General features: G+C 63.6%; 14 protein-coding genes. 12 read left to right on the top strand and 2 right to left on the bottom strand.

What is annotated here, in order from left to right:
- Positions 1–72: 72 nt before the first annotated feature.
- The 10 genes from trmD (at position 73) to dprA (ending at position 8470) form a co-directional block, all read left to right on the top strand.
- On the top strand, positions 73–795 hold the full coding sequence (trmD, locus tag HNR05_RS06120; RefSeq protein WP_179578220.1) for a tRNA (guanosine(37)-N1)-methyltransferase TrmD: 723 nt from the start codon (positions 73–75) through the stop codon (positions 793–795).
- A gap of 27 nt (positions 796–822) precedes the next feature.
- Positions 823–1338, top strand: a complete 516-nt coding sequence (locus HNR05_RS06115; protein ID WP_179578219.1) for a hypothetical protein — start codon at positions 823–825, stop codon at positions 1336–1338.
- 201 nt (positions 1339–1539) lie between these two features.
- Positions 1540–1881 carry a 50S ribosomal protein L19 gene (gene rplS / locus HNR05_RS06110; RefSeq protein WP_179578218.1) on the top strand — a complete coding sequence of 114 codons (342 nt, stop codon included), beginning with the start codon at positions 1540–1542 and terminating at the stop codon, positions 1879–1881.
- A 77-nt stretch (positions 1882–1958) separates the two neighbouring features.
- Complete coding sequence (gene lepB, locus HNR05_RS06105; RefSeq protein ID WP_179578217.1) at positions 1959–2705, top strand: signal peptidase I; 747 nt, start codon at positions 1959–1961, stop codon at positions 2703–2705.
- Positions 2705–3358 (top strand): ribonuclease HII, encoded by a 654-nt coding sequence (gene rnhB / locus HNR05_RS06100; protein WP_179578216.1) that lies wholly within the window; start codon positions 2705–2707, stop codon positions 3356–3358. Before lepB ends, rnhB begins: the two co-directional genes overlap by 1 nt.
- Before the next feature lie 12 nt (positions 3359–3370).
- Positions 3371–3694, top strand: coding sequence for a DUF2469 domain-containing protein (locus HNR05_RS06095; RefSeq protein WP_179578215.1), 324 nt, complete (start codon positions 3371–3373; stop codon positions 3692–3694).
- Between the two features lie 57 nt (positions 3695–3751).
- On the top strand, positions 3752–5161 hold the full coding sequence (locus HNR05_RS06090) for a glyceraldehyde-3-phosphate dehydrogenase (RefSeq protein WP_425485099.1): 1410 nt from the start codon (positions 3752–3754) through the stop codon (positions 5159–5161).
- A 164-nt stretch (positions 5162–5325) separates the two neighbouring features.
- Entirely contained in the window at positions 5326–5682 is a 357-nt protein-coding gene (locus HNR05_RS06085) for a YraN family protein (RefSeq protein WP_179578213.1), read from the top strand.
- On the top strand, positions 5682–7217 hold the full coding sequence (locus HNR05_RS06080) for a YifB family Mg chelatase-like AAA ATPase (RefSeq protein ID WP_179578212.1): 1536 nt from the start codon (positions 5682–5684) through the stop codon (positions 7215–7217). The genes HNR05_RS06085 and HNR05_RS06080 overlap by 1 nt, the downstream gene beginning before the upstream one ends.
- Entirely contained in the window at positions 7214–8470 is a 1257-nt protein-coding gene (gene dprA / locus HNR05_RS06075) for a DNA-processing protein DprA (RefSeq protein WP_179578211.1), read from the top strand. The genes HNR05_RS06080 and dprA overlap by 4 nt, the downstream gene beginning before the upstream one ends.
- Here the strand turns inward: dprA and HNR05_RS06070 are convergent.
- Entirely contained in the window at positions 8453–9853 is a 1401-nt protein-coding gene (locus tag HNR05_RS06070; RefSeq protein WP_218868822.1) for a leucine-rich repeat protein, read from the bottom strand. The two genes, dprA and HNR05_RS06070, sit on opposite strands and share 18 nt — an antisense overlap.
- Positions 9854–10041: 188 nt before the next feature.
- Between HNR05_RS06070 and HNR05_RS06065 the strand changes: the two genes are divergently transcribed.
- Entirely contained in the window at positions 10042–10950 is a 909-nt protein-coding gene (locus HNR05_RS06065; protein ID WP_179578209.1) for a phosphodiesterase, read from the top strand.
- Positions 10950–11873, top strand: coding sequence for a tyrosine recombinase XerC (locus tag HNR05_RS06060; RefSeq protein ID WP_179578208.1), 924 nt, complete (start codon positions 10950–10952; stop codon positions 11871–11873). Before HNR05_RS06065 ends, HNR05_RS06060 begins: the two co-directional genes overlap by 1 nt.
- Here HNR05_RS06060 and HNR05_RS06055 read toward each other — a convergent pair.
- Positions 11851–12390 carry a murein hydrolase activator EnvC family protein gene (locus HNR05_RS06055; protein WP_179578207.1) on the bottom strand — a complete coding sequence of 180 codons (540 nt, stop codon included), beginning with the start codon at positions 12388–12390 and terminating at the stop codon, positions 11851–11853. The genes HNR05_RS06060 and HNR05_RS06055 overlap by 23 nt on opposite strands.
- Positions 12391–12627 lie beyond the last annotated feature (237 nt).

Genomic DNA, 12627 nt, shown 5'->3' with positions numbered 1-12627 from the left:
GTTCGACACTCTGGCCCACTGCATCCGTTTTCGGAGGCAGTGGGCCATTGCTGTTCCCTTAGAATTAGCCCTATGCGCATCGACATCGTCACGATTTTTCCCGAGTTCTTCGATGTGCTGGACATCTCGCTGCTTGGCAAGGCCCGGCAGGCTGGCCTGATAGACCTGAGCGTGCACAACCTGCGGGACTACACGCACGACCGTCATCGCACGGTTGATGACACGCCCTATGGCGGTGGTGCCGGAATGGTGATGAAGCCCGAGCCGTGGGGCGAAGCGTTCGACGCGATCCTGCCCGAGGCGCAGACGAACGGCGTGACAGAGGGGAGCCCGCTGGTCATCTTCCCCTCACCGGCCGGCGACGTCTTTACTCAGAAGATGGCGCGCGAGCTGGCCGCCGAGCCGCACCTCGCGTTCGGCTGCGGGAGGTATGAAGGCATCGACCAGCGCGTCTTCGATGACACGGCCACGAAATCGCGTGTGCGATTGGTCAGTCTCGGCGACTACGTGCTCAACGGGGGAGAAGTTGCCGTGATGGCGATGATCGAGGCAATTGGACGCCTCATTCCTGGCGTTGTCGGGAATCCCGCGAGTCTCGTCGAAGAGTCACACGAGGACGGTCTGCTTGAGTATCCGAGCTACACCAAGCCGGCACGCTGGCGTGGGCGAGACGTTCCTCCGGTGTTGATGAATGGAAACCACGGCCTGATCGCGGCCTGGCGGCACGAACAGCAGCTCGAGCGCACGGCGCGTGTTCGCCCCGACCTTCTGCCTGCGGCGAACTCAAAGGAATAGTCAGGCGCACCTGGATAGTCTGAACCCGTGATCATCCGTCGCGCATTCTTCTTTTGGCAGTTCATTGCTGTTCTCGCGCTTCCACTCTGGTTGGTGGTGGGCTGGCCAATCTTCGGCGGGGGCGGCTGGCAGGTCTTCGGGGTGTTCCTCGGCGCCGTGGGTCTCGGTGTGGGACTGCTCATCGTGAGCCTGCTGGTTTATGCGCGCAAAGAGGTGCGTACCGACCGAGCGGTGTCCTGGCTGGACGTCGGGGTGCTCAGCCTTTGGCACGCCACGATCATCGCTGTCGGTTTCTATCCTTCCTCGGCGTCGTGGCTGGCGACGGTCATGGTGGTGCTTGGGCTCGCTGCCCTGTGGTGCGCGCTCGGGGAACTCGTTACCGCTGCACGCAAACGGATGCAGTCGATGATGACGTTGATTGAGCAGACTGCCCAGCCGCGTGCTGCGTTCCCTGACTCCAGCCGCCCTGACTCCAGCCGCCACGACGCCAGCCCGAACGACCCCAGCGTCATCATCGTTCAAGAGAAACCGACCGAGCCCTAGCTCGGCCTGAGCGTCTCGCTTTGCGAGGAGGGCCGGTTTCGTGACACAATTAGCGATTGTGCCGCGGCAAGCCTCTGCCACAGGGGAGCTGCATCAAGTCGGCACGCACTCTTTATTCAGTTGCCGAGGCAGCACACGCACTGTGTGGTGCCGGAGCATAAGCCGTGTTCGACCTGTGGCGGGCGCAGAGAGCGAAATATCATGCATATTCTCGACCACGTGGATGCCGCATCCCTGAAGTCGGACATCCCCGCCTTCCGGGCTGGCGACACCGTCAAGGTTCACGTCAACATCGTTGAAGGCACGCGCTCGCGTGTGCAGGTCTTCCAGGGCGTCGTTATCGGCCGCTCCGGTGAAGGCGTTCGCGAAACGTTCTGTGTTCGCAAGGTCAGCTTCCAGGTCGGCGTCGAGCGTACCTTCCCGGTGCACTCGCCGGTGATCGCTGAGATCGAGGTCGTCACACGTGGCGACGTTCGTCGCGCCAAGCTGTACTACCTGCGCAACCTGCGCGGCAAGAAGGCAAAGATCAAGGAAAAGCGCTAACACGACCGTCACAGGTCGTACTGCGCTTTTACTGAGCTCCTCACCCCATAAACTGGGTGAGGAGCTCAGGCGGTTAAATGACAGAAGACACCCTGCCCTCGCGATCGGATCGCCGGGCCTTGGAGACGAAGCGCAAGAAGCGTAGCGTCGCACTATTCATCCGTGACCTGTTGGTCATATTTGTGGTCGCGCTGCTGATCTCATTCCTGATCAAAACATTCCTCATCCGGTCGTTCTACATCCCGTCCGGGTCGATGGAACAGACGCTGCTCGTGAATGACCGCATTCTCGTCAACCAACTCGAACCCACGTTGATGCCGATCGATCGTGGTGACGTGGTTGTCTTCCAAGATCCGGGCGGGTGGCTCAGTCCGCAACCCCAGGTCGAACAGAATCCTCTCGTGGCCAGCGTGGACTGGCTGCTCTCGGTGGTCGGCCTCTCGGCTCCCGACAGCAACGACCACCTCATCAAACGTGTCATCGGACTACCGGGAGACCACGTCGTCTGCTGCAATGCTCTGGGTCAGATGAGTGTGAATGGGGTCCCGCTCTCAGAGCCTTACGTGAAGCTTCCACCCGGGCAATCAAAGGTGTCTGAGGTCAACTTTGACGTCATTGTGCCCCCAGACTCCCTCTGGGTGATGGGCGACAACCGGTATAACTCGAAGGATTCTCGTTTCAACGGCGATACTCCGGGCAAGGGCTTCGTTCCCGTGCGCAATGTCGTCGGCCGTGCGCTCGTGATCAGCTGGCCGATCAACCGCTGGACCTGGCTCGATGACTATCCCGAGGTCTTCCGGGGCGTCGAAGAGGGAACCCGATAGTGGCCGTCGCCGACCCCACCCTGGAATTCGAGCAGTCTCTGTTGGCCGCCGGTGCGCGCTCGGTGATCGGATGCGATGAGGTTGGCCGGGGTGCGCTGGCGGGCCCCGTCGCCGTCGGTTTCGCCGCAATCGATCACTCGGTCGGCCCCATTCCGGTCGGGCTTCGCGATTCCAAGATGCTCAGTGAAAAGCGGCGTGAGGCCCTCGCGCCACTGGCGGAATCCTGGGTGCTGCACTCTGCGGTGGGCCTGGCCTCCGCCGAGGAGGTGGACCGGCTAGGCATTATTGCCTGCCTGGGCCTCGCCGGAAAGCGTGGCCTTGTGGAGTTGCACCACGCCGGGATAGACGTCTCGGAAAGTGTGGTGTTGCTCGATGGCAACGACGATTGGTTGAATAAGGCGCTTTCCACCCCGCTTCGCATCGTCACGCGGGTGAAAGCCGACCGAGACTGTGCGTCGGTCGCCGCGGCATCCGTGATTGCCAAGGTGCACCGCGACCGACTCATGATCGCCGCCGATGCCAGCACGCCCGGCTATGGCTGGGCTGGCAACAAGGGGTATGGCAGCGCCGCGCACCTCAGCGCGATCGCAACGCGCGGGGCAACAGCGCTGCACCGCACCTCGTGGCTGAAGCTTCCCTCCGCCACGGCGTAGGATTGAGTCACCATGGAAGAAGACGAATTCGAGGACTACGACCGCGAGGTCGAGTTGGCGCTGTACCGGGAGTACCGCGACGTCGTCGGGCAATTCCAGTATGTCGTTGAGACGGAGCGACGTTTCTATCTTGCAAACGACGTTGATCTGGTGCGCCGCGACACGGAGCACGATTTCTACTTCGAGTTGACCATGAAAGATGTCTGGGTCTGGGACGTGTACCGTTCTGACCGTTTTGTGAAGTCGGTGCGGGTGCTCACGTTCAAGGACGTCAACGTGGAAGAACTCGCATCAAAGGAGTTCGAGCTGCCCAAAGAACTGGCGCTCGACGAATAACCGAGAAAGGTAACTGCTTTTTTGAGTCAGGAATATGATCAGCGTCGAGAATCCTGGATCGAACGGGAGGCGATGGCTGAGGCCATGATTCCCCTCATCGGCGGTCTCTACCGGCACAACAATGTTGTGACCTCGATCCATGGCCGCAGCCTCATCAACCAGTCGGTGATGGGAGTGGTGAAAGCCCACCGGTTTGCTCGCCAGCTTGACGACGTCGAGCTGGAGCCAGAAGAGACGCTGCCGATGCTGCGCGTGATGAGCGAGATGAAGCTGGGAGCGGCGTCTATCGACCTGGCGCGGCTTAGCCTGGCCTACAAGGCCCAGGACTCCGCCCTCAGTATTGAAGACTTCGTGCGCGAGCAGTTGGCTGACATCGCAGACCAGCACGGTGTCGACGGCCGGTCGAGCACCGATGTCGTACTGTACGGCTTTGGTCGGATCGGACGCCTGGTGGCACGCATCCTGATTGAACACGCCGGGGGTGGGCACGGCCTACGCCTGCGCGCGATCGTCGTGCGTAAGGGGTCAGACAATGACATCACCAAACGTGCGAGCCTGCTGCGCCGCGACTCGGTGCATGGTCCCTTCGACGGCACCATCGTCGTCGATGACGAGGCCAACACGATTCTTGCCAACGGCACTCTGATCCACGTCATCTACTCGAGTGACCCGGCCAGCGTTGACTACACCGCGTATGGCATTCACGACGCGATCGTCGTCGACAACACCGGTCGCTGGCGGGATGCCGACGGGTTGTCCCAGCACTTGAAGTGCCCCGGCGTCGCGCGGGTGCTGCTCACCGCGCCGGGTAAGGGTGCGCTGAAGAATATCGTGCACGGCATCAACCATGACACCATCACCGCCGACGATCGGATCGTCACGGCGGCATCCTGCACCACCAACGCCATTACCCCTGTGTTGAAGGCCATGGTCGACAGGTTCGGCATCGTAGACGGTCACGTCGAGACGGTTCACTCGTTCACGAACGACCAGAACCTGATTGACAACTTCCACAAGGGCGACCGTCGGGGGCGTTCAGCGGCGCTGAACATGGTGATCACCGAAACCGGTGCGGCGAGCGCCGTGGCGAAGGCTCTGCCGGAACTGGCGGGCAAGCTCACCGGCAACGCCATCCGCGTTCCGACGCCTGACGTGTCGATGGCGATCTTGCACCTGAGCCTCGAAAAAGAGGCCACCAAGGACGAGTTGAACACGTACCTGCGAAACATGTCGTTGCACTCGTCATTGCACAAGCAGATCGACTACATCGATTCGCCCGAGGTGGTGTCGAGCGACTTTCTCGGCTCGCGCCGGGCCGGTATCGTCGACGGGCTAGCCACGATCAGCACGGGCAAGAAGGCGATTCTCTATGTCTGGTACGACAACGAGTTCGGCTACAGCTGCCAGGTCGTGCGTGTGCTCGAGGAGATGGCCGGGGTTCACCCGCGCGTGTATCCCGAGGCGTAATCACACGATCTAGTTGCAGCACCCGGCCGGGCCAGAGACATCTGGTCCGGCCGGGTCGTTAACCGGCACCCTCCCCAGGAAGGCCCCCGCCGGGTTGTGCACCGAACCCGCACTTTTCGCTGCCGCCGGCTTCAGCGTCGGCGACACTTCAAGCGGAGGTCGTCATGGCGAAGAAGGATGTGGTGGGCAAGCACGGCGAAGACGTGGCCTGTGACTACCTCGTGGCGCACGGCTATCGGGTGGTCGAACGCAATTGGCGGTGTGTGCAGGGCGAAATCGACGTGATCGCCGAAAAGCGCGGCGCGGTAGTCTTCGTCGAGGTCAAGACTCGATCAGGGCTGGGGTTTGGGCACCCGTTCGAGGCGATCACCGTCGTGAAACTGGCGCGACTGCGCCGGCTCGCCGCGGCCTGGTGTGCACAGGCTGAGCAGCGCCCCCGGCGCATCCGTATCGATGCGATCGCCGTCATCGCGTCGCCCGGTGCGGAACCGGTGATCGAGCATCTCGAGGGTGTGTTCTGATGGGGCACGCGTTGACGCACGCGGTCGCCCTGATTGGGCTCGCTGGGGCGCTCGTCGAAGTCGAGGCCGACATGTCCGACCAGTTGCCGGCCATGGTGCTGATCGGGTTGCCTGACGCGGCGCTGTCGGAGGCGACCTCACGCGTGCGTTCGGCGGCGAAGAACTCGGGTTGCCCGCTCACGCATAAGAAGCTCACGATCAATCTCTCGCCGGCGTCATTGCCGAAACACGGCTCTGGCTTCGATTTGGCCATCGCCCTCGCCTGTCTGGCTGCCGACGACGTGGTCGACGCGTCGTCGGTGAAGTCTGTCGTGCACATTGGTGAGCTCGCGCTCGACGGGCGGCTGCGGCCCATACTCGGAATGCTGCCGTCGGTGGTCGCGGCAGCACTCCACGGACCGTGCACGGTCATGGTTCCGGAAGGAAACGCCGACGAAGCGCGGTTGGTGCCGGGAGTTCGCGTCATCGGAGTGAGTTCCTTGCGTGACGCAGCGATCTGGCACGGCGCGGTGCTCGAGCCGGTTCTGGTGGAGCCTCTGCGCCTTCCGATCGAACCAGACATCCGGGCCGACGACCTTGATCTTTCAGACGTCGTCGGAAACGATGACGTGATTCTCGCCCTGCAGATTGCGGCTGCCGGGGGCCATCACGTGCTGATGGTGGGTCCTCCGGGGGCAGGCAAGTCGATGCTGGCCGCCCGCCTGCCGGGCCTGCTGCCCGATCTTGATGGCCCCGCGTCGCTCGAGGTGAGTTCGCTACGTTCCCTGAGTGGCAGAGGCATCGGAACGTCGCTGATCGTGCGCCCTCCTCTTGAGGCCCCTCATCACACCGCGACGGCAGCGGCAATGGTGGGTGGCGGGAGTGGCCTGATCCGACCGGGTGCGGCGGTGCGGGCGTCACACGGTGTGCTCTTTCTGGATGAGGCGCCCGAATTTGCCGCCTCCGTTCTTGACGCGTTGCGTCAGCCGTTGGAATCGGGTGTCATCAGCATTCACCGGGCCAATGGGGTCGCCCACTTTCCCGCCCGATTTCAGCTGATCATGGCTGCCAACCCGTGTCCGTGTGGTCAGTTCGGCGCGGCAGACCGGGAATGCACCTGCCCGCCCAACTCGAGGCGACGCTATCTCGCCCGCATCTCCGGACCGTTGCTCGACCGCATCGATATTCAGTTGACGATGCGTCGAATCACTGCCGCGCAGCTGCGCGTGGCGACAGACGAACCCCGGTTGTCGACCGCGGAGGCACGGGAACGGGTGATCAACGCGCGTGCCGCAGCCGAGGCGCGGTGGGCGGGCACCCCCTGGTCACTGAACTCACACGTACCGGGCACCTGGCTGCGTGGCCAGCGGATGCGTCTCGCGCGGGCTACGACTGCGCTCCTTGACCGAGCGCTGGAACGAGGCGGCCTCACCATGCGTGGATATGACCGGGTGCTGAAGGTCGCCTGGAGCATCGCTGATCTTGAGGGTGTGAGTGGCCCGGGTGCCGAACACATCGGTCAGGCGCTCTATCTCAGAAAGGGAATGTCATCATGATGCGCTTTGAACTGGACGAGTCCCGTGTGGTGGCGCTGGCCTCGGGAGTGCGCCGCGAGGAGTTTCCCGATGCGGTTGCCGCCGCAGAAGGATTCGCACGTGCCGCGTGGACGACTCTGACCGAACCGGGTGACGGGCTGGCCGGGATGCTCGTCGGCAGTCTGGGAGCGGCGGGCGCATTGAAGCTGATTCTCGAGATGCCCTCGCCACAAAGGCTCGGTACGGCAGTTCGAGAAGCGGGAGTGGCACCCGACGAGGACCTTCTCGAGGCGCTGGGTGAGGCACTGCAACGCTGGACGCCGCGGCTTTCCTCGACCGACGTCATCCATTCGCTCGAACAGGCGTCCCGCACCGGAATCCAACTGCTGCTGCCGGGTGATGAACTGTGGCCCAGCGCCATCGACGACCTCGGTGTTCACGCGCCTTTGGCCTTGTGGTGGCGGGGAGCGCCGCCAGCTTTGGCGGCGCTGGAACGATCGATTGCGCTCGTGGGTGCCCGTGCCTCCACCGGCTACGGCGAACACGTTGCGATGGACTGCGCAGCAGGGCTCGTCGACCGAGGCTTTGCAATTGTGTCGGGAGCCGCGTACGGAATCGACGGTGCGGTGCATCGGTCAGCGCTTGCGAGCGGAGGTCGAACTGTGGCCTTTCTTGCGGGGGGAGTCGATCGGTTCTATCCGAGCGGTCATGACGCTCTGCTGGGCCGAATCGCCGAGGTCGGGGCGGTGCTGTCCGAACTGCCATGCGGCGCCGCACCGACCAAATGGCGGTTTTTGCAACGCAATAGACTCATCGCGGCGTCGAGCAATGCCACCGTCGTTCTGGAGGCCGGTTGGCGTTCGGGCTCTCTCAACACGGCCGGGCACGCAGCGGCTCTCGGGCGCCCACTGGGTGCGGTGCCCGGCCCGGTGACGAGCCCCACCTCGACCGGTTGCCATCGTCTCATCCGTGAGTACGATGCGGTCTGCGTGACGAACGCTGCAGAAATGGCAGAGCTGGCCGGCGCTCGGGAGCAAGCCTCGTTCAACCTCGACGCCGCCCCAGTCGAGGCCACGGGTGCATCGTCCGACGCACGCACGAGCGAACAGATTCGGGTGCTCGATGCGTTGAGCATGCGCTCTCCCCGCACGGTCTCCGACGTCGCCCGGCGGGCCGGACTGACCACTGCGGCGGTGATCAGCGCTTTGGGAGCGCTCGACCTCGAGGGAGGTGTCAGCCGGCGAGAGGCCGGCTGGCTACGCGGACGGCACTGACTGCCGGGGCTTCCCCGTGTGCCGTCGTACCACGATCAGTCCGGCCCCGATGAGCAGCATGGTCAGACTGGCCCCAATCAACCCGGTCTGGTCCAGAACGCCGGTACGGGCGAGTTGGGTGGGCGGGACGTCGTGCGCCGAGGGGCCTGATTGGCCCGGCGTCGTCTCATCGTCCGTAGCTGGCGGAACATCGGCGTTCTTGGTCCAGCCGGCGTAGACAATCGTGTCCGAGTCGATTGCCCCGGTGAACTCGAACGGTGTCGTCAGGGCCTCATCAGCGAACCAACCCGTGAAGGTCCAACCGAGTGCACTGGGAGCCGCCGGCGCGGACGCCGCACCTCCAACAATCACACTCTGCGCCGCGATCGGGTCGCCGTGGCCGTTCAACTCGAATGTCATGGTGGCGAGTGCCTGCGTGGGATAACCGAACCAGGTGGGGCTGGTGTATCCGCCCGCTGCCTGCGCGTCGCCGAATGCCAGCGGATAGGAAACAGTCACGTTGAATGCGGGCCCGAACGAGCCGTCGAAGTCGCCGTTGACGCCGGTGCCGGCAAACACCATGTCGGCGGGGGCCGCGCCGGTGAACGTGACGTTCGTCAGAGTCGAGTTTTGGGCCGTGAAGTCGATGAGCCACGGGTCGGTGAAAGGCTCCCAATCCCAGGCGAAGTTCTGCGTGAACGCACTCCCGGCGATTGACTGGATAGCGGTGCCGATTGTCACGTCCTGCAGCTCGTTGAACGCGAATGCAGCCATATCGATACTGACGACTGAGTCAGGAACGTCGAGCGAAGTGAGCTGGTTGCCGGCAAAAGCAAGACCGCCGATTGTGGTCACCGAACGCCCAAGATCGAGCGACGCCATACCGTTCTGATAGAAGGCGTAGTTGTCGATCGAGATGACTCTGTCTGGAATGACGACGGACTGCAAATAATTGTTGGCAAACGCGTCGTTGCCAATCGATGTCAACTGGCTCGGGAGAGTGATCGTGGTCAGGTCGTTACCTGCGAACGCAAGAGCGCCGATTGTGGTGATGGAGTCCGGCAAGGTCACGTCGGCCAATCCGGCGCCGTCGCCAGACCCTAGGAACGCCTCCTCGGCAATCGTGGTCACGGGATACGCCTGGCCGCCGGCCTCAATGAGGGCAGGAATTGCCAGGGCGGTTTGACCGTTTGAATCAGTGAAGGAGAGCACCGTCGCGCCGGCGGCGGGATTCGCCGAATCGACCGAGTAGGTTAGGCCGTCGATGTCATGAGTGAGCGGTGCTGCGTGAGCCGGAGCTGCGAGTGTGAGGGAGCCGGCAGCGACGAGAATTGCACCGCCCAGCAGGCTGAGTCGTCGAGCAAACCTTCTGGCGTCAATCGTGTGCGCACTTCTCGTATCCAATTCGGGCATTGTGGAAAATCCTGCAATCTCTGTGCGCGCACAGTGGTGGAGTGGCCTGATCTGATCGCGCAGTTCGGGTTCGGCACGTTCGCCAATACTAGTGATTCCGTGTTCGAGGCGTTGTATTCTGGCTGTACTGCGGGAGCTCGATGTGTCGCGTCGAATACCGTCGTGAGCGAGAGGGCCGCATGGCAGTTACACAGCACCAGCTAGGTCAGTATCCGTTGGCGGAACGCGTGATTGTTCATCTGAGCGACACCCACCTACTCAGCCGCCATCGCCCTCTTTACGGAACAATCGACACCGACCGGCTGGTGAGTCGCGTGCTGGAACAAGTGGAACGGTCAGGCTTGCGGCCCGACGCGATCGTTGTCACCGGTGATATCGCAGATCGCGGTGAGGCCGATGCCTACCGGCGCATCCGTGACCTCGTCGAAGCGACGGCGAAGCAGCTTGGCTCACAGCTGATCTGGGTGATGGGAAACCATGACGCACGCGGGGCCTTCCGCACCGAGCTTCTGCGGGAGCCCGCCTCAGCAGAGCCTGTCGACCGCGTCGTTGATATTCGAGGTCTGCGCATCGTCTCACTCGACACAAGCGTGCCCGGCTACCACCACGGCGAACTGGGCGAGACGCAGCTTGACTGGCTGGCCGGTGTACTGCGCGTCCCTGCTCCACACGGCACTCTGCTCGCCCTGCACCACCCGCCGATACCCACGCCATTGTCGCTGATGAGCATTCTCGAGTTGCAGAAGCAGGAGAGGCTCGCCGAGGTCGTCCGAGGGAGCGATATTCGAGCGATCCTGGGTGGGCATCTGCACTACGCCACGACCGGACTCTTCGCGGGAATCCCCGTGTCGGTCGCAGCCGCCACGTGCTACACCATGGATGTCAGTGCGCCGGTGCGCGAACTGACCGGGGTGGTCGGTGGCCAATCATTCAATCTCGTGCACGTGTACGACGACCAGATCGTGCATTCAGTGGTGCCGGTGGGGGAGTTTGATGTCGCAACCCACTTCGACGCGACCTTTCTGGCCCGCTTGGAACTGTTGAACGCCGACGATCGCCTGAACGCCTTCTCGAAACAGGAGCGCTGATGAGCTCCGAGTGGAATGAAATGTCGGTTGCCATCGACAATTTTCTGGCCTACCTGCAGGCCGAGCGCGCGTACTCCCTGCATACCGTGCGTGCGTATCGCTCTGATCTGACCCATCTTCGTGAATTCGCGTCGGCCCGGAACGCGACTGCTGTGCAGGAGCTCACCCTCGATCTGCTGCGCGACTGGGTGTGGCTGGGCAGCCAATCGGGGTTGTCCCGGGCCACCCTGTCACGCCGTTCCGCGGCGGCGCGGAGCTTCACGGCGTGGCTTGTGACGACAGAAACCCTGGCGACGGATCCGGGCGTTCGATTGCGGTCACCGAAACCGGGTCGACCGCTGCCCCGAGTCATCAATCGCTCGCAGATGCACGATCTCTTCGCATCGCTCACGCTTCGTGCCACGAGTGCAGACCCGGCGGCACTGCGCGACCTGGCCATCATCGAGTTGCTCTACGCCTCGGCGCTGCGCGTCTCCGAGCTCGTTGGCCTCGACCTGAGCGATGTCGACTTCGATCGCCTCACCGTTCGGGTCACCGGCAAGGGGGCCAAAGAACGCGTGGTGCCCTTCGGTGTTCCCGCCCAGACCGCACTCGTCGACTACCTGCGTCAAGCCCGCCCGGCGCTGACCGATCCGACTCTGCCCACCGCGGCACTGTTCATCGGGGCCCGGCGGACCCGACTCGGCGTGCGGTCGGTGTATCGACTCGTCGCGGGGCTGGTGTCTGACCTGCCCGGCAACGGCCCGGCCGGCCCGCACGCGCTGCGGCACACGGCAGCCACTCATCTCCTGGACGGAGGAGCGGACCTGCGTGCGGTTCAAGAACTGCTGGGTCACGCCAGTCTGGGTACGACTCAGATTTATACGCATGTCTCGGCCGAGCGGCTCAAGCAGAGCTATCTCACGGCCCACCCTCGCGCCTGAGTGGCTGTAGTGGCTGCAGCGGCAGGAGGACGGCGCGCGGGATGCCCTGGATCAGGGCGAGGGGCGAAATGTACTCCCCGTGGAGCCGCACCCCGACGTGCAGGCAGAGGGAGTCGCAATGGGCGCCCGCCGCGACAGTGCCGATCGGCTGGCCGGTCGTCACCTGATCGCCCACCGAAACCACCGCCGTGACGGGCTCGAAGCTGGAGACCAGATCGCCGTCATGACTGAGCGAGACGATGTCGCGGTCGACAACGTGCCCGGCAAAGCTCACGGTGCCGACGAACGGGGCAATCACGACGGCCCCGGAGCGGGCGTCGAGATCGATACCGCGGTGCCCGGCGGAATAGGGCGTTTCGGGCACCAGGAACGGCCGGATGACCGGTGAATACCCCTGCACCGGCCAGGACCAGCGCGGTGTGGACGAACTCGGCGCGGCGGGTGGGGCTGACGCGCCGGCGAGGCCGACAATGGTCGCGGCCACGACCAACGATCGAATGATTCGCGATGTACTCATGCGGACCAGCGTGCCGAAGGGATGACCCTCCGAGGCCGGGTGAACGCCAAACAGTGGAGAACTCCACGGGTGCCGGAGTGTGCAGGGGCCTTGCCGCACGGGGGAGCACTGTGGAAGTGGTAGAGTTTTTGAAGCATCCCGGTCATTCGGGATGACTACGCGTGCCCACATGGCTCCCACACCCACTCGGTCCTGACTTCCTCATGAAGCGCAGGCGGTTGTGCGCCGGGCACCAGG

The sequence above is a fragment of the Leifsonia psychrotolerans genome, assembly GCF_013410665.1.
Lineage (GTDB): Bacteria > Actinomycetota > Actinomycetes > Actinomycetales > Microbacteriaceae > Cryobacterium > Cryobacterium psychrotolerans_A.
Note: the sequence above shows the minus strand (reverse complement) of the source record. Positions and strands in the feature narration are given on the sequence as shown.